General features: G+C 32.2%; 18 protein-coding genes. 3 read left to right on the forward strand and 15 right to left on the reverse strand.

The window, feature by feature from the left end:
• Positions 1-15 precede the first annotated feature (15 nt).
• The 10 genes from IPH62_18735 to IPH62_18780 all read right to left on the reverse strand — a co-directional run bounded on the left by IPH62_18735 (position 16) and on the right by IPH62_18780 (position 8,554).
• A complete protein-coding gene (locus tag IPH62_18735; GenBank protein MBK7107315.1) occupies positions 16-2,172 on the reverse strand; it encodes a T9SS type A sorting domain-containing protein in 2,157 nt (718 codons plus the stop codon).
• 9 nt (positions 2,173-2,181) lie between these two features.
• Positions 2,182-4,260, reverse strand: coding sequence for a hypothetical protein (locus IPH62_18740; GenBank protein MBK7107316.1), 2,079 nt, complete (start codon positions 4,258-4,260; stop codon positions 2,182-2,184).
• Positions 4,261-4,267: 7 nt separating this feature from the next.
• Entirely contained in the window at positions 4,268-4,693 is a 426-nt protein-coding gene (locus tag IPH62_18745) for a PIN domain-containing protein (GenBank protein MBK7107317.1), read from the reverse strand.
• Positions 4,683-4,877 (reverse strand): hypothetical protein, encoded by a 195-nt coding sequence (locus IPH62_18750; GenBank protein ID MBK7107318.1) that lies wholly within the window; start codon positions 4,875-4,877, stop codon positions 4,683-4,685. Before IPH62_18750 ends, IPH62_18745 begins: the two co-directional genes overlap by 11 nt.
• An 87-nt stretch (positions 4,878-4,964) precedes the next feature.
• Positions 4,965-5,519, reverse strand: a complete 555-nt coding sequence (locus IPH62_18755) for a 2-oxoacid:acceptor oxidoreductase family protein (protein ID MBK7107319.1) — start codon at positions 5,517-5,519, stop codon at positions 4,965-4,967.
• Between the two features lie 2 nt (positions 5,520-5,521).
• Positions 5,522-6,346 (reverse strand): 2-oxoglutarate oxidoreductase, encoded by an 825-nt coding sequence (locus tag IPH62_18760; protein MBK7107320.1) that lies wholly within the window; start codon positions 6,344-6,346, stop codon positions 5,522-5,524.
• Positions 6,343-7,413, reverse strand: coding sequence for a 3-methyl-2-oxobutanoate dehydrogenase subunit VorB (locus tag IPH62_18765; protein ID MBK7107321.1), 1,071 nt, complete (start codon positions 7,411-7,413; stop codon positions 6,343-6,345). The genes IPH62_18760 and IPH62_18765 overlap by 4 nt, the downstream gene beginning before the upstream one ends.
• Positions 7,410-7,697 carry a ferredoxin family protein gene (locus IPH62_18770; GenBank protein MBK7107322.1) on the reverse strand — a complete coding sequence of 96 codons (288 nt, stop codon included), beginning with the start codon at positions 7,695-7,697 and terminating at the stop codon, positions 7,410-7,412. Before IPH62_18770 ends, IPH62_18765 begins: the two co-directional genes overlap by 4 nt.
• 399 nt (positions 7,698-8,096) lie before the next feature.
• Positions 8,097-8,315, reverse strand: coding sequence for a DUF2283 domain-containing protein (locus IPH62_18775; protein MBK7107323.1), 219 nt, complete (start codon positions 8,313-8,315; stop codon positions 8,097-8,099).
• A complete protein-coding gene (locus tag IPH62_18780) occupies positions 8,312-8,554 on the reverse strand; it encodes a hypothetical protein (GenBank protein ID MBK7107324.1) in 243 nt (80 codons plus the stop codon). The genes IPH62_18775 and IPH62_18780 overlap by 4 nt, the downstream gene beginning before the upstream one ends.
• A gap of 138 nt (positions 8,555-8,692) precedes the next feature.
• Between IPH62_18780 and IPH62_18785 the strand changes: the two genes are divergently transcribed.
• The 3 genes from IPH62_18785 to IPH62_18795 are packed head-to-tail and all read left to right on the forward strand — an operon-like array spanning position 8,693 to position 12,407.
• A complete protein-coding gene (locus IPH62_18785; protein MBK7107325.1) occupies positions 8,693-10,828 on the forward strand; it encodes a T9SS type A sorting domain-containing protein in 2,136 nt (711 codons plus the stop codon).
• On the forward strand, positions 10,825-11,568 hold the full coding sequence (locus tag IPH62_18790) for a T9SS type A sorting domain-containing protein (GenBank protein MBK7107326.1): 744 nt from the start codon (positions 10,825-10,827) through the stop codon (positions 11,566-11,568). The genes IPH62_18785 and IPH62_18790 overlap by 4 nt, the downstream gene beginning before the upstream one ends.
• A gap of 11 nt (positions 11,569-11,579) precedes the next feature.
• Entirely contained in the window at positions 11,580-12,407 is an 828-nt protein-coding gene (locus tag IPH62_18795; GenBank protein MBK7107327.1) for a hypothetical protein, read from the forward strand.
• A gap of 179 nt (positions 12,408-12,586) precedes the next feature.
• Here IPH62_18795 and IPH62_18800 read toward each other — a convergent pair whose 3' ends face one another.
• Genes IPH62_18800 through IPH62_18820 form a run of 5 tightly spaced genes read right to left on the reverse strand, consistent with a single transcriptional unit; the run spans position 12,587 to position 18,323 of the window.
• The gene (locus IPH62_18800) at positions 12,587-13,975 is read right to left on the reverse strand and encodes a Gfo/Idh/MocA family oxidoreductase (GenBank protein MBK7107328.1); all 1,389 of its coding nucleotides are present in this window, start codon (positions 13,973-13,975) and stop codon (positions 12,587-12,589) included.
• Positions 13,976-14,008: 33 nt separating this feature from the next.
• Positions 14,009-15,124, reverse strand: a complete 1,116-nt coding sequence (locus IPH62_18805; GenBank protein ID MBK7107329.1) for a DUF5009 domain-containing protein — start codon at positions 15,122-15,124, stop codon at positions 14,009-14,011.
• 22 nt (positions 15,125-15,146) lie between these two features.
• The gene (locus tag IPH62_18810; GenBank protein MBK7107330.1) at positions 15,147-16,370 is read right to left on the reverse strand and encodes an ROK family transcriptional regulator; all 1,224 of its coding nucleotides are present in this window, start codon (positions 16,368-16,370) and stop codon (positions 15,147-15,149) included.
• Complete coding sequence (locus IPH62_18815; protein MBK7107331.1) at positions 16,363-17,196, reverse strand: nucleotidyltransferase; 834 nt, start codon at positions 17,194-17,196, stop codon at positions 16,363-16,365. The genes IPH62_18810 and IPH62_18815 overlap by 8 nt, the downstream gene beginning before the upstream one ends.
• A gap of 44 nt (positions 17,197-17,240) precedes the next feature.
• A complete protein-coding gene (locus tag IPH62_18820) occupies positions 17,241-18,323 on the reverse strand; it encodes a GHMP kinase (GenBank protein MBK7107332.1) in 1,083 nt (360 codons plus the stop codon).
• Between the last annotated feature and the right edge of the window lie 23 nt (positions 18,324-18,346).

The following is an 18,346-nucleotide window of genomic DNA, read 5'->3' on the forward strand; positions in this document are numbered from 1 at the left end:
TCTCTACATATTCAATTATTTTATTAACATCATTTTTTTTGTTTGATAAAAATCACCGGATTTTAAAGTATAGAAATAAATCCCGGTTGATAAATATCCGGCATCAAATTTAACTTCATAATTTCCGGGAGTATGAACTTTGTTAATTAACGTTTTTATTTCTCTGCCAAGCACATCGTAAATTTTCAAAGTTACCCTCGAGCTAAAACTCGAAGCAACATTTGGAATTGAATAATTAATTATGGTGCTAGGGTTAAACGGATTTGGATAATTTTGTGATAAACTATAAACTTCTGGTACAACTTTTTCTTGACTAATATTTGTTACGTGTCCTACGAAATCATCATTTTTCCTTGGAACAAGTTTATAATTGCTAAATGAATAAAATAAAATTCCGGTAATGCTTTCAAACGTATGTCCGGCTTCAATTTTAATTCCTTTTCCTTCCAATGCTGAATCCCACATATTATGATAGTCATGTGTTCCGTCTTGAAGCTCTAATCTCATTTGAACATTTGATGTATCTGTAATATAAATTTCGCCAAAATTTCTGCTGCCGCCGCTTCCTTCATCCGGTCCATCAGTAATGCCATCGGCGTTTGCATCAACAACAGTTACATTATTAATTTTCACCAAAACTCCTTCATAAGATTCTGCCGGTAGTGAACCATCACTTGATGAGCCAATATTCGCTGTTGAAATTAATTCTACTTCCGGATAAATTGGTGGAAACCAATCTGCTAATGAATATCCCACTTTTGCACCAATATCCAAAGTACCGATTCTTGTAACTCCGAAACTTTCATTTACAATTCCAGTTACAAATACATGTTCATTTCTTGGTGCTTCTTCAGCTTCAACTCCAAAAATTTGAATTCCGCTCCATGGTCCATTTTCATATCCTTGTATATAAACTTGCCGGCCTATATTTGCACCATCACCTTGAATATCAGTCGTGTCAGCAGATACTTGTCCGCTAACTGTAACTTCATATCCATTATAACCACTATATCCGCTTCCGAATGGTGAATACTGAATATCACTAACCGTAAGTGGTCTATCTAAAACCATATAAAAATAACTTCTATCAATATTAAATGGGTTAGTCGAAACTGCATTATCCATATCTGTTGCTTTTATATAAAACTTTACTAATGAAGAGTCATTCTGTGAAGGGATAGTTGCCTCCCAAATTGAATCAGTTGGACTAACAATATTCATTTCAAGAGAATCAAAAGGGGATTCATTTACACTGTAGAAAAGTTTAACTACTTTTACATCTGCTGTAAAGTCTGAATCAATAACTTTTGCTGAAATATTAACATTGTCACCATATTTGACTTCAACTTTATTTCGGATAATATCACTAATGTTAGGAGGACTAACATCACCATATTTAATATCATCTGAGTAAATTGGATTAATCATAAACCAACCTCCAGTAATATTATTTCTTGTTTCAATAAAACCTCGAATAAAATCTACTTTTGTTCCAGAAATTGGAGCCGGTGTGCGTCTAAAAAAATCTGAGTTATTTCCAACAACAATAATAGAGTTATGTTCATCAAAAATACCAAATGAATTATATCCAATACTTATAGCATCAGTTGTAAGAAGGTCTCTAAATTCAACGTATACACCCTCCCATTTTTCTGCAGCATATTTGGGATATCCAGTTCCAATTTGAACAAGAGAGTCTAGCGTTAATAATACTGGTTTTGGTCTTTCTACTTGTCCAACAATATTTGATGCTTCAAATCCAAAAATGTTTAACTGAGTTGTAGTATTAAATTCTCCAACAACACCTGTTAAATTAACTACTAAACCTGAATCTAATAATGCAAAACTTGATGAACCTTCAACATCTCTAACCAGAATTCCTCCCCATTCCGGATTACTTTCATCTTGAAAATAAAATGAAGGAGCACCTGAATGTAATGTAGCAATACTATCTGGATTTACACCTTCATAAGGAGGGTGCATCACTACTCCAGTAACTATAACTGTATCACCTATATATTGTGGTAAAGGTTCTCTATTTGAATCTCCATATAAATTAAGAGAGTCAATAGAGGCAAATTGAATATCTCTAATGGTCACATTTGGATAACTCTGCGAAAATAAATGCTGAGATATTAGTATTAGAAAAAAAAGTATGTTTCTAATTTTCATTTCGTTCCTCTATTTTATTATTAAAAATTTTCCGCGTTTTATATTTCCGTTTTTTTCATTTTTCACAGTAAAAATATATAATCCAGTTGCAATTGCTTGATCGTTTTCTGTTATTAAATCCCAAGCATGTTCCCCACCCGACATTTGCTGTTTTCCATCTTTTGAAAAAGTTTCAAACCATCTCAAATCCGAACCATTACATTGCTGATTATGATATATTTTTTTTACAATATCACCGGAAAGTGTATAAATAATTATTTCACATTCTTGAGGTAAATTATAAAAATAAATTTTTCTTAATCTTTCTGAATTTCCATCCCAGTAAGCTTCACCATAATATGGATTCGGGTAAACACCAATTTCAACATTTTCATCTTCTGTTGATGGTGTTCCCGGAATAACTTTCTGCATATTTGCCAAAGGTCCGCTTTCCAAACTTTCCAAATTATTTTCTTTATCACCTTGATCAAATGCCGTAACAGAATAAATATATTGCCAGCCGTTTAACTGATTTTCGATTTCAAATTTATACCAATATTCCGTATTATCACCTTCAAATGTAATTGGAGATTCTAATTCAATAAAATCAAATCCGGAGTTGAAACCGATTTCATTAATAGAACTATCAAATTCAGCAACCATAATTAACGAGGAATTAATATCTTGAGATTCGGTTAAATCATAACCAGGATTTGTTCTATAAATTCTGTATCCTTCAAAATCTTTTTTTGCAGAGATCGGATCAATTGATTGCTCTGATCTTTTATCCCAATAAATTGTTACAGATTGATTCTGCGGAATTACTTTTACTTTAGGTGGGGTTGGCGGAGCTGGTAAAATATATCTTGTGATTTTTCCATTGCCGTCTAAATCTTCATCGGGATCCAAAACTCCATTAGCATTTTTATCTTCACCGTTATAAGCACGCAAAGCCCAGCTTGCATTTAAATAAAAATCTGATTTCTGTTCATCGGTATCGAAAGAAGGCAAATCATTGCCGGTTTTTTTTGCCGCAACAATTGCAAAAGTTACGTTTACAGAATCTTTTGGAGCAAGTGAATTTTTAATTCCGGTTGCAATTAACATTGATCTATTACTTGCAGATTTTATAGCATCCGGTTTTATTGCTTCATTTTCGCCGAATCTATTTAAACCGCCGTAATAACCCAACATTTTTTGAAATCGTTGAACATCATTTTGTGGTGCAAAATAATTTGGATCTGTTGTATTTCTGAATTGCCAGTTTACAAAATTTACTCTATCAATTTCTTTATCAGCTCCAAGAAATTGTATTCCAACATAACTATCTGTAAATCCAACATCCCCGGTTGCGTCAAATTCGTAAGCAATTTTTAACGAATCACTATATCCGTTTCCGCCTTTATTAAAAAAAGCGCTTCCGGTTCTTGGCGAAGTGATATTTGTATTTCTTACAACTGTGTCTGTCCAAAGTCCAACATGTAAACTATCCAAATATTTATTTGATGTATTTTTTATCCAATAATTTAGAATTACAAAAAAATCTGCAAATGGGAAATTCCATGCATAAGTTTCTTGGTGAATGCTAATTCCCAACGGACGATGATCAACAATTAATTCTCCATTGCTTAAGTTTGTGTTTGTATCGACAAAATCCATAACAAAATCTTGATGAGAAATAGCTTTTGGATCGAAGAATTTTGAATCCAACAATGATGATCTTTCTCTTACAACACTTCCTTGATTGTTTGTAAATTCAAAACCGCCACCGCGTGCAGAAACTGATGACGCATCAACTGCACCGGTTGTAACAAAAGGACCTAATTTATTATTTCCATTTTCATCACTTAAAAATCCGCCGATCCAAAGCCCGCCGTCAAAAATATGTTCAATTCCGCTTCCTATTGGGTATTCGCAAGAAGGCTGTTCTGGCCAAAGACTAAAACCGTGACCGTAAGTTCCAAAGTTTGTTATAGTTAAGCCAATATTCCCAACATTTGTAAATTTGGAATTATCATCATCGGCAACTTTATTTAAGATTTGCTGATTTGATTGGGGATAAATAATCGACGTAAATAAAATAAATAACAATAGTAAAACTTTTTTCATAACAAATTTAAAGTAAGGGATTTTTTATCAGTAATTTAGAATTGATAATTTGATCGTGATTTAAATCTTCAGTGAAAAGTAAATTACATTCATTTTCAATAGCAGAAGCAATAATTAAAGAATCCCAATAAGAAAATTTATACTTATTCTTAATATTTAAAGCAACAACTATTGTACCTAAATCCAAAGATACAATTTCAAATAATTCATTTAGAAAATCTATTTTATCTAAAGCTTTTTTTTCCGTTAAAGAATTTTCAACATATTTAAGTGAAACATTTAAAAATTCGTTTACGACTTGAGTACTTATTATGAGTCTTGCTTTTCCAAAAAACTGATTTAATAAATCCTTTACTTTTTCTCTCTTTACAGATTCACTTTTATCAAACATATAAACAATAAGATTCGTATCAAAAAATATTTTATCTATCATGCAGATTTTCACGATAATTATATTTCTTTTCACCCATCTCCCAACTAAGTTTATCTATTTTTTTTAAAATGTATTTTTTTAATTCACTTTTAGATAAACTATTCTTCGATATTGTTTTTTTTATTTTTTTTTCTTTTTCCATTGTAAATATTATAAAGATTAAGTTATCAATTTCAGATTTCAAAATACAATCAAACTATTTGAATTTCAAATCAATAATAAAAAACCCGTACATTTTGTACGGGCTTAAATTTAAATTTTAGAAATATTTTTATATTGTTACCGAGCTTTCTTCCACCATTTCCATTCCTCTTCTAAGTGCTTGTTCATTGAGCGGAATTAAGTTATGATATCTTTCGGGAAGAACTTTTTTCAATCCTTCTAATATATTTGTAATTTCTATTATTGGTCTTTTTTTCAAAAAACCTCCAAGCATAATCATATTCATAATTTTAATATTTTTCATTTTCGCAGCTTCTTTCGTTGCATCAATTCCAATAATTTCAATATCGTTTCTTGTCGGAGGATGAATAACATTATTTGCTTCATAGAGCAATAAACCATTAGGTTTTACGGCTTTTTCAAATTTATCAACAGATGGTTGATTAAGCGCAATTACAGTATCATATTTTGAAACAATTGGCGAGCTGATTTTTGTATCACTAATTATTGCAATGCAATTTGCAGTTCCGCCGCGCATTTCCGGTCCGTAAGATGGCATCCAACTCACTTCTTTATTTTCAATCATTCCGGAATAACATAAAATCATTCCCATTGATAAAACACCTTGACCGCCAAATCCGGCAATAATAATTTCTTCAGTCATAATTAATTCCTCCCATTTGGTAACTTAATATCGCCGAGCGGATAATACGGAAGCATATTTTCTTCAAGCCAGTGATTTGATTCGATCGGCGTCATCTTCCAATTTGATGGGCAGTTTGAAACAATTTCTATAAAGCAAGTTCCCTTTTTGTCTTTTTGTAATTCAAATGCTTTCTGAATTGCTTTTTTCGTTTTGCGCACATTATTCGGTTTGTGAACTGATTGACGAGTTACGTAATAAGTTCCGGGCAGCATCGCAACTAACTCAGTAATTTTTAAAGGATTTCCCATTGTTGCAACGTCTCTTCCAAATGGAGAAGTTGTTGATTTCATTCCCGGCAAAGTGGTTGGAGCCATTTGTCCGCCGGTCATTCCGTAAATTCCATTATTGATAAATAGAATTAAAATATTTTCACCACGATTGCATGTGTGAATTGTTTCGCCGGTTCCGATTGCAGCTAAATCGCCATCGCCTTGATAGGAAAAAACATATTTTTCCGGAAGAACTCTTTTAATTCCGGTTGCTGCAGCAGAAGCTCTTCCATGAGCTGCTTCTGAAAAATCAATATTTAAATAATTATATGCCAGAACTGAACATCCCACTGGTGCAACACCAATTACCTCAGACTGTATTCCCATTTCATCAATAACTTCCGCTAAAATTCTATGAACTACACCATGACCGCAGCCCGGACAATAATGCATATCTACATCTAACAAAGTGCCCGGTTTTTCATAAACTATATTTTCCGGTGAAATAATTTCAGCGTGTTCACATCTTAATGTATGTTCAAAATGTTCATCATCAATTAATGCTTTTTCATTCATGCGGCACCTCCAACTAATTTTTCTTCAATTGCCTTTAAAATTTCTTCTGGACCCGGAACAACTCCGCCCATTCTTCCATAAAACTTAACCGGAATTTTTCCGTTTACGGCAAGCCTAACATCTTCAACCATTTGCCCAGCACTCATTTCAACATCTAAAATACCTTTTACTTGATCGGCAAGTTTGTTGATAATTTCATAAGGATAAGGGAATAATGAAATTGGTCGAAGTACACCGACTTTAATTCCTTTTTCTCTGGCAAGATGTGCAGCTTTTGTACAAATTCGGGCAACCAATCCATAAGCAACAATTAAATATTCAGCATCATCACAATCAATAGCTTCATATCTAATTTCATTCTTCTCAATTTCTTTATACTTTTTTTGAAGATGGATATTAATAATTTCCATTTCTTCTGCTTTAAGATTTAACGAAGTTATAATATTATGATTTCTTTCTTTTACTTTTCCGGTTAATGCCCAATCTAATATTTCAAATTTTCTTTCTTGCTGAGGAAATAATTCAACTTTTTCCATCATTTGACCAAGAGCGCCATCCGTTAAAATCAATACCGGATTTCGATATTGAAATGCTAACTCAAATCCTAATTTTACAAAATCTGCCATTTCTTGAACTGTTGCCGGAGCTAAAACAATTAATCTATAATCACCGTGTCCGCCGCCTTTTACACTTTGAAAATAATCACTTTGTCCCGGCTGGATTGTTCCTAATCCCGGTCCGCCGCGATTAACATTTACCAACAAACAAGGAAGTTCTGCGCAAGCAATGTAAGAAATTCCTTCTTGCATTAAACTCATCCCGGGACTTGAAGAAGAAGTCATAACTTTCTTTCCGGTTCCGGCGGCGCCATAAACCATATTTATTGAAGCAATTTCACTTTCTGCTTGAAGAACAACCATTCCAGTTCTACTTTCAGCTTCACGACTCAAATATTCCAAAACTTCTGATTGAGGAGTAATTGGATATCCAAAATATGCATCGCAGCCGGCACGAATTGCTGCTTCTGCCAATGCTTCATTACCTTTCATTAATTGTAAATCTTTCATTCGTTCACCTCAATTGAAATGTCGGAAGAAATATTTTTAACTTCTGCAATTTGTTTATTGCCGCTTTCGGTTTTTCTGTAAACCGTAATTGCACCTTCGGGACAAACCAATGCACAATTTGTGCAACCGGTACAATTATCAATAACTTTTACAATGTACAAATAACCTTTGTTGTTTACTTGGCGGGCTCTTTGAAGTGAATCTTGCGGACAAGCTTCAACGCAAAGTTCGCAGCCTTTGCATTTTTCGATATCGATAATAATATCGCCTTTAACTTTTGCCATAAAAAACTCCAATAATTTCTTTCAATGTTATTTAGAGTATAATATTTATGCCAAAATATTTATAAAAATTCATAAAAAGAAGTAAAACAAAAAATTTGTTTAAGTTGAATAGGCTCAATTTAGATTTAGACTTTAGGTCTGATTATTAAATAAAATATATATTTCTTTTCAAATTTGAGAATGATTGAATTTAAATGAGAAAGGGAAAACGTTAAAACGTATAAACGTTGAAATGTAAAGGCGAATAAACGTAGAAATAAAAAACGTTAAAAGTGAAATGTGAAAAGAAAAACGAAAGACAAATTTGTCATTCTGAGGAGTAGAGTAACGTGAGAATCTCTTAAAAAAAGAACACAGAACTCAGAATGAAAGACGATGAGAAGTTAAAAATATATGTTTTTATGCAGATATTTTTTGATTTTCAAAAGGTAATTTTGTTAAAATCAGTTCTTTCAAATCCATTTTTTTTGAGGCGTTATCAATATCTATTCCAACTAAATTTCCGTTGGCATCATAATCTAAAACAATTCCTTCAGCAATTTCATCACTTCTCTCGCTGGTTCTTGATGATAAATCTATGTAAAGTGAATCCGTTTCTTCATAATAATTTATTTTCATTCTTCAAATCTCCTATCTGGAAAAGCATTGTGTATTGTAGTTTTATCTTCTAATGTTACAACTCTTAAAAATTTACCGTTTAGTTCTTCAATTTTAGCCCAAAATCTATATCTATTATCTTCTTGTTTTTCTACTTTTACCGGATTTTCAATTACATAAATGCACCATTCAATTTTTATATAGGGTCTTTTTACAATAACCTCTTTTAGAAAATAATTTGTAAACGAATATTTATCCATGCAGTTAACATAAAAAAGTTATTGTTAAATAAACAATATTTTTGTAATTATTCAAGCCATTACCAAGATACGCAAAAATCTTTCTTGATTACCATAAACTTATTTAATTAGTTTAACAATATAATTTAATGGATTTTTATGAAATTCATTTACCGCAGAAGAAAAACCGAACTTGGCAATTACGCTAAACAAAACATTGAACACAAACTAATACCAATAACTTTCCAAGATTATTTAGTAGAGGTACTAAAACAAATAGGTAAGCGTGAAGATTCAAAAATACTGAGACAAATATTTAGTTTTCAGAAAGAGAGAAAAAAAGAACAGTGGAAAAAGTTCTTATCAGAAAAACAAACATTTGCACCATGGATGCTGGTATTAGATTCCGTTAATAGATCAACCGTTATTTCTGATACTTTTATTTCAAAAATCTTAAATTCTTTTATCTCAAATTTCACATCTAATATCTTCCGATTTGCCTTTTCATTTTTCACATTATTCTTTGCCAACAAAGCATTTTCTCAATCCGTTCCAGTTACTGGAAGAGTAGTAGATGAAACTACACAAACTCCATTATCTAATGTTACAGTTGAAGTCCACACTTCATATAATAATTCTGATCAAAGAGTTGAAACCGGAATTACAGATAACAATGGAAGATTTTCAATAAATGCATCGCTAACAGATATAAAAAATGAAAAAATAATATATGACAATTATTCAATATCAGAAGCATATCCCAATCCAACTTCGGGTATTTCAAATGTAGAATTTGGTGTTCCCAAACAATCAAATATTACACTAAAAGTTTTTAATGTTTTGGGTGAAGAGTGTTTTTCTGACGCTTTTGATGTTTCTCGTGGTGTTTGGCGTTCTGGTTTTGATTTGCGTAATTATGCTGCGGGTTTTTATGTTGTTGGATTGTTTTCTGAAGGTCGTCGTGTTAAGACTTCTAAATTGGTTGTTGATAAGCATGTGTCTTCTGGTGAGTTGTTTTCTTTGTCTCGTGTTTCTGATTATTCTTCTCTTGGTAAGTCTTCTGATGGTTCTAGGTTTATTGATTCTCTCGTGTTTTCTTTTCCTGATTATCGTTGTCTGGTTTTGCGTGATGTCGGTTTTTTAGATGGTCATTTGGATGTTTCTGATGTGTTTTTGCATAAGGTTTTGCGTGATGTTCCTGTGTTTGTTTATGATTTGTTGCGTTGGCGTGAGAAGGAACTTTATGGTGTTGCTAACGCTATGGTTCGTATTGGTAAGGATTCTGTCTTGACTGATTTGAGTGGTCGTGCAATAATGCAGTTAAAGGAGTCTGATATTCCTTATGATGTGCGTATTACTTCTCCGCTTATGCGTCAGCGTGATACTAAAATAAAAATTTTGGATGATCGTTTGCAGGAGTTTGATGTTTTGACTTATGATAGTTATCCTGATAGTATTTATAATTTTATGGTTAAGAATTTTGGTGTTAATGAAGGTATTTCCGGTTTGCCTTTTAGGAGTGCTAAGTGGGGTGTTGTTCCGGAGTTTGTTTTTGCTACTGACACTACTCTCTCCCCTCCTAATTCTCAGGTTGAGTCTTGGAGTCAGTTAATTGATTATAATTTGTTTAAGATTGATTCTGTTATGGTTCCTGCTTCGCAGATTCTTAAGTTTCCTGATGGTAGTCTTAAGGGTTATTCTTGGAATATTGATAGGGATGTATTATTTTATGATCCTGTTTCTGGTGTGTATAATAATGGTAAATATATTATTTATTGGGATGATTCTGTAAGAATTAACTATGGTGGTTTGGCTTTTACCGGTACTTATCTTGATTATTCTACTGGTGAGATTTTGGCTGCTGAGACTATGTATGATTCTTTTAAGGATGCTTCTCCTACTTATCCTGTTTGGCGTAATATTGATAGTGGTACTCTTCATGAGTTGGATACTGGTATTTATAAGACTGGTCGTATGACTGATATTCGTTCTGTTTCTAATCGTGGTCCTCCTTTTTCTACACGTAATTATACTTCTAATGATTATCCTATTAGATTATATCTTAATCAGCGTCCTATGGGTACTGTTGCTCCTGATAGGGATGATGGTGGTTTTGGTGGTTCTTTAAGTAAGTCTAATCCTAATATTGTTGCTTGTTATTCGTTCACGATGCTTGATGGTTCTACTAGGTATTTTGAGAAGAGGATTTCTGGTTTTGAAAAGATTGTTCCTTTGAATAAGATTCCACAAAAAGAGTTGTCTGATATGATAAAGAACTCAAAGGTAAATAAATGATTTTTAGAACTCTTTTCAGAATACTTAAGAATGTTGGTAGAGTTTTGTTATTTACTTCAGTAATGTTTTATGGTTCTGATATTCGTTTTTCTGGTCGTGTTGCTGATAAGGGTGGTGTTGGTTTGTCTGGTAAGTCTGTTGAAATTTTTATTAATGGTGAATATAGTCCTTCTTCTGTTGTTTCTGGAGTTAATGGTTCATTTGGCTTAACTATTACAGGAATTAGTAGCGGAGAGATAATACCTTCGAAATATTCATTAACGGAAGCGTATCCAAATCCAACAAGCGGAATATCAAATGTAGAATTAACAATTCCGATGGAGACGAAAATACGAGTTGGAGTATATGATATTTTAGGTCGTGAGTGTCTTTCTGTTGTTGATGATGTTTTTAGTTCTGGTGTTTGGAGGACTAGTTTTGATTTGGATAAGTTTGCTTCTGGTGTATATTTTGTTCGTATGTCTTCTGATGATGGTGTTTTTACTCGTAAGGTTTCTTTGGTTTCTGATGTTGGAAGTTCTGGTGTTTTGTTGTCTTCTCCTGTGCGTATTTCTGATGTTTCTCCTGTTTTTTCTAAGTCTTCTTCTTTTGGTGTTGTTGATTCTGTTAGGATTTTTGGTCGTTCTATTTTGCCTGTTACTTATGTTTTGAATCAGGAGATTGATGGTTCTTCTGTTGATTTGGGCGATTTAGTTGTTTCTCCTGCGTTAATGTTGATGGACAGGTTATCTCGACGATGAGGTATGATTCTTTGGATAATTTTGTTCCTAATGTTAATGTGTTAATTGATGGTTATAAAACTGTTGCTGATGATTTAGGTAAGTTTTCACTTCAAATTCCTGTTGGTGATTCTTTGCGTAAACTCGATATTTTTGGTGATGATATCTGGACTAGAAAGAAGCATTTATATGTTCGTAGTGATACTTCTAATGTTGTTGAAGACGTCTTGACTTTAGAAGAATTTCCAGACAGTGTAATGACATTTATGAATTATACTTCTGCTAGGGATGCGACTGTAGGTGAATATTCTATGCGTTTTATTAATCCTCCTACGTTTTATATTGTTGCTGATACACTTAATAATTCTTGGAATAAGGAATTTGCATCTACGTTGAAGACTTTTATTCGTGGAGAGTTGAATGATGTTACGAAGGGTAAGTTATTTCCTGAAGGTTTTTTGAAAGGTGTAAATATTGAAGTTGGTTTGATACCTCCTCCTGTCAGAACGTTGAACTATTATATAATTAAAACTAGTGCTGAATATGGAAATGCTGTTGCATTGACTAATCCTTATGCCGATCTTACTTTTAATCCTCCATCTATTGAGTATTGTGAAACAATTTTTGGTATGTATCCTGAGCCAGATATGTCTCAAATTAAAAGATTAATGGGACATGAATTAGCTTCTGGTCTTGTTTATATGCCTTTCCGTTCTAATGATTTACAGAGTTGGTATAATTGGGGTCCGCCAATAGAGGTCTCCCGCGCTACAGACACTGATAAGAAGATTCTTCGCGCAGTATTTTCTCGTGATACTGGTTGGAGAACTTATGATACAGATTATTATAGGTTTGACTAAAATAATTTATAATGCTCTCTTGCCAAAATTTCTTTCTTACTATCTTTTTTATACTTGGATAAATTTCGGCACATTTTTAAAGAAGCATACTTAAGATAACTTAATATTCAAACCTCCGAGGTTTCTGAAACCTCGGAGGTTTATTTTCTTCCAATCTCATATCTCAAATCTATGAATTATCACATTCCAAAAATTGGTTTATTGCTCATCCATCTTCCTCTTGTAAAATCCGGGAAATATTGTGGTGTACTATTATTTTGAATTGATGCTTCGGATAAAGGAGTTATCACACTCCATGCTGCTGCATCATATACATCAATCGGTGGATTTTTTTCTTCTTTCACTGAATCAACAAATTGTTTAATTGTGAAATAATCAATTCCACCATGACCAGCATTTGCCGCATTTTTTTCTTCTTCTGCCCAAAGTGGATGATCAAATTGTTTCATGTATTTATCAAAATTTTCATTTACTTCCCATTCATGCTGAGGAGATTTTCCTTCAAGATAAATTCGTCTTCCTTCAAAATCACCGCACCAAACTCCTTTTGATCCATGTAATGTAAATCCCCAAGAATATGGGCGCGGAAGGCTTGTATCATGATTTAAAATAATTGTTTCATCATTTGCAGTTTTAATTACGGAAGTTATTATATCTCCCATTTTCCATTTTAATTTTGCATTCGGATGATCTTCTCCGCCTTTTGGATGATTAACAATATAATCTTTTAATCCAACTGCTTTTGTGGCTGTAGATGTTAAAGTTACAAATCTATTTCCACGATTTATATCAAACCATGTAGCAACGGGACCAAGTCCGTGCGTAGGATAAACATCTGAGTTTTGATTTAAATAATATTGAGTTCGCCATCTTGCTTCTCCTAAAGCTTTTTCACCAAATTCAACACCGCCGCCGTAAGTTTGATTGCCGCCATTAAAAAGTACTTCTCTTAAATCATGTCGATATCCGCAAGTTGCATGAACTAATTCACCAAATATTACTTCTCTAATCATTTTTAAAACTGCCATTGATTCTCTTGCGTAGCATACATTTTCTAAAATCATTAATGGAATTCCGGTTTCTTCGTAAGTGTTTACCAAATCCCAGCATTCTTCTAAAGTATTTGCGGCGGAAACTTCAACGCCGGTAAACTTTCCGGCTTTCATTGATGCAACCGACATTCTTGAATGCCAAACCCAAGGAGTTGCAATAATTACACCATCAACATCATCCCTTTCTAAAAGTTTCATAAATGAATATTCATCACCGGTATAAACCGTAGCTTCTTTACGATTATTATCTCTTAGTAATTTTTGAGTTTTGGTAACTGCATCGGGATCAATATCACAAATTGCGGTAATTTCTGTATCTGTTCTTTGTGCAACTAATTCTACATGTGAACGACCTCTTCCTCCAACACCAATAAATGCAATATTTGTTTTACCTGATGTTTTAGATCTTTTAAATTTATTTTTCAATTCAGATTTAATTAATGATGGTGAAACCGCAATGCCCAAACCAGCTATTGCTGCAGTTTTAATAAAATCTCTTCTTTTGAAATTGTTCATATAATTTCCTTCAATCTATTAAGAAATAAAAAATCATATTTTGAAAAATATTTTTTTCATATATAACCAATAACATAAATATAACTCAATTGAAAAAACTACAAGCGAATTTATAATATTTGAAATCTCTTGATGTACGGATAAATATTGAGCGAAATCACCAACAAAAATATTTACAAATCCATTGAACCATTGTCCACCGAGAGTTTGGCTAAACATATAAATAAATATTGGATTCATTCCTACAACAACAAAAATTGTTAATCCTTTATTGAAGCCTTTCAAATCAACCAAATAATAAAATATTGCTAACGTTAATAAACTCCATCCGCCAGAAACAATTACAAATGAACTTGTGCAAATCCTTTTAATTATTGGAGTGATTCCAAGAAAATCTAAACTATAACCGGCAACAATTCCAATAAATCCGGCAATGGCAATAATTTTAAATTTATCAAAATTTTCTTTTTTGCTAAATAATATTTTTCCTGCAATTACTCCCCAAATTGTGTGAGCCGAAGTTGGAAGAAAATTAATTACAACCCAGCCACCATCATTGATTTTATTCATTAGAATTAAATCCATCCAAGAACCAAAATTCTTTCCTATTTCAAATGGTTGATTAAATCCATCAATATTTGTATATCGGTACAAAATTTCTGTAAGTACTAAAATTAAAATTGTAATTATAAATTGATAGCGAATTCTCAAATTAAAAATTGCATATGATATCAGAATTGTAAATCCCAATTGAGTTAAAACATTCCAAAGTTCCCAAACTAATTTATGGGAATAACCACAATGTAAAATTACACCAAATAAAAAAAGTAAAATGCTGCGAATAATTATATGTTTTGTAATTTCACTTTTGGCAACGCCTTTGCTTAATCTTTTATTGATTGAAAAGACCATTGCTACACCAACAATGAACATAAAGTACGGCTGAATTAAATCCCAAAATCTTAATCCATTCCAAGTATGATGATGAAATTGAAGAATTAGATTATTGAAAAAACTTCCTTCACTTGTTGCTTCCCTAACGTAACCATAAAATTCAGTTCCTTCCAAAACAAGAAAGAACATTGTAAGTCCGCGGAAAAGATCAAGTGACATAAGTCGATCATTATTTTGAAGATTATTAGTCGTCATATTCATCGAAGTATTTTAATTATTAAACATATGCAGATGGATTAAGGTGTTCAATCTCAAATAATTCTTTTGCCACAAGCATTGCAACTCCAAGAGCGCCGGCTTTAAATCCAAGATTGGAAACTACAAATTCTAAATTTCTATTTAACTGTGAATGAGAATATTTTTGTGTATTTGATTTTATGGTCTCAACAAAATTTTGCGGTGCCGTTGAAGCAATATTTCCGCCAAGAATAATACAAGAAGGATTAAAAATATTAACCAACATTGCTGATGCAAAACCTAAATATTTAGCAACATCTTCAATTATTTCAAGCGAAAATTGGTCGCCTTCAATAGCGGCTTTGATTATTGCACGCGCATCAATTGAGTCAATATCATTTTTATAGAGTTCACTTAAAAGCGATGTTTCACCTTTCTTTAATCTTTCGATTGTATTTATTATTATTGAACGACCGGAAGCAACTGTTTCTAAGCATCCTCTTTTTCCACAATAGCAGAGCGCACCATTTTTGGGAACAACTTGAATGTGTCCAAATTCACCGGCGAAGGAATCATTTCCGTAATAAACTTTTCCATCAATAATAATTCCTAAACCAACGCCCCAATCAACTTTAAGACATAATGCATTCTTTTGATTTTTTGCACTTCCAAACCAAAGTTCTCCCAAAGCAAGCGCTTTAACATCATGTTCAATATGCACGGGCTTTTTAAAATAATCTTGCAAAATATCACGTATTGGTTTTTCATTAAAATTTAAATATGTTTTTGTAGTTCCTTTAAATGTATCGACAAAACCTGGAATTGAAATTCCAATACCTAAAAGTGTTTCCCATTTAATTTTATTTTGTGTTAAAATATCATCAATTTCTTTTTTCAATTTTTCTAACACCGAAAAATCATTTGATAAAAAACTTTGCTTTTTATCAACATCGGCAATTATGTTATGTTCAAGATCAAGTAAAATAAATTTAGAATAAATTCTATCTAAATCAATTCCTAAAACATAACCGGCTTTTCCATTTAATTTTATTAGGGATGGCGGCCTTCCAACACCAACATTCCCTTCTTGAATTATATCAACAACTAAATCTTTTTTCTTAATAGATTTTACTAATGATGAAACTACCGGAAGTGTGATTCCGGTTTTTTCTTTTAATTCAGATAATGACATTGGTCCATTATCTAAAAGCGCACGCAAAATTAAATTTCTTCTTATTTTATTTTTCTTAAGTACTTTACTCATTTTCAAAATTCAATTTTTCAAATTCTTTCATTAAATATTTTTTTACTGGAATTATATCTTTTTTGCTTGTTAAATCCGGCACGTGCTCTTTCATTTTAAATGTTTTTAAACTTTGTGGAAATTTATCAATCATATTCTTAATTGCAGTTGGTAGTTCCTTCTCATTTCTTTCGGGATGAAATTTAACATTTTCTAAAAATGAATATATCATATTAAAATTTAATTTGAAAATATTCATACTAACACCGACAAATCCATCTTGTGTTTTTATTTGTTCAATTATTTCAGCGGAAGGTTTTTCAATAATATCGAGAAGAAATTCTTCATCATCAATTTTTGTGACAGCAAATTTTTCAACGCGCTCTTTTTCAAACTCAAAGCCATCTCTATCATAATTTATCATTGCATTCTTGAATTCTGTATTTAACATTAAATTTAAAGCTTTTACAGAATACAGATTATCACTATTACAAACTGTAAACTCATCATCTTTTAGCCAAGGAGAAACTTTTAAAGCAGAAAATAAAGCATCCGCGGTTCCCAAAGGTTTAATTCTGTTTGATGGAATAAATTGTGTAGCGTAAGATATTTTTAAACCGAGAAAATCATTAATATCGTTTGAACCGTAATACTGCTTTATGGAATTATCTTTTTCCCCGATTACAATTATCACATTTTCATAACCAGATTTTTTTACATTGAATAATAAATAATCAAGGAAAGGTCGATATCCATTTCCAACGCCAATCATAGCTTTAGATTTTTTATCTGCATCTTCCAACAATTTATTTTCAACCGATAAGTTTTCATCGGTGGGATTTTTCATTCGCGAACTAATTCCACCGGCGAGAATAATTACTGTTTTACTTTTCAAGAAACTTCCTCATAAATTTCTTCAACTGTTCCTTTATCTACTTCAACAATAAAAGTATCTGAGCTAATTTTTTTTACAGCTTCAAAAACTTGTTCAGTATTTTCCGGAGCGTAAGCAAACATACAACCGCCGCCACCGGAACCGTTTATTTTAGCGCCATAAGCTCCGGCTTCCAATGCAGCATAAATCATTTCTTCAATTTTGGGAGTTGAGATTTTTAAAACATCCCTTAAAATATTATGATGCTGAGTCATCAGTTTGCCTAAATGCTTATGATCAATATTATCAGATTGTAAAACCTTTTCGGCTTCAAAAGTGATATTTCTATTTTGTATTGTTCCTAAAAGAAGTTCATACTGATTACTGCTAAGCTCAGATTTGTATTTTTCAATTTCATTAATATTTACGTATTGTAATGAAAAATCCGGATGATTTGATTTCAGCAATTTTGTTAATTCCAAAACTCTATTTTTAACATTTGCTAAAATAAATTTTGTGTCTTTTGGTTCGTTAGAATTTCCTAAAACAAACGAGCCTAATTTTGCATTTACAATTTTCAAATCAATTTTTGGAAAAGAACTTAAATAAATTATTCCACCGACCGAAGTTGAATAATGATCCATCATTCCGCCCGGTTCAGAAAACTCAAGAACTTCGGCTTCGTATGCAAGACGAGCAATTTCGTTTGCAGATATAATTTTTGTTTGATCACTAAATCTTGCTAGAAAATTTATCCAGCTAACCATTAACGCTGAAGAGCTTGATGTCCCCGCATTTATTGGGATACTGCTATTTATTGTACAGTCAAAACCTTGAGAAAAAGTAAACCCTTTTCGCTGTAAAACATTTATTGCACTTTTAAAATAATCTCTTTCAACTTCATATCTAAGTTCGCCATTAAGTAAAAATTTTTCTTCCGAATTAATATCCGGCATTTGAATATTTATCAATTTGTCATTTCGATGTTTACCTTGAATTACAATTCTTCTTGAAATTGCGCTTGCAATAATCGGCAAATGTAAATAATCCTGATGCTCACCGAATAAACATACTCTGCCCGGAGTAGATATTTTAAGTATGTCATTTTCTAAATTCAATTTTA

This window comes from Ignavibacteriota bacterium, from assembly GCA_016708125.1.
Taxonomy (GTDB): Bacteria; Bacteroidota; Ignavibacteria; order Ignavibacteriales; family Melioribacteraceae.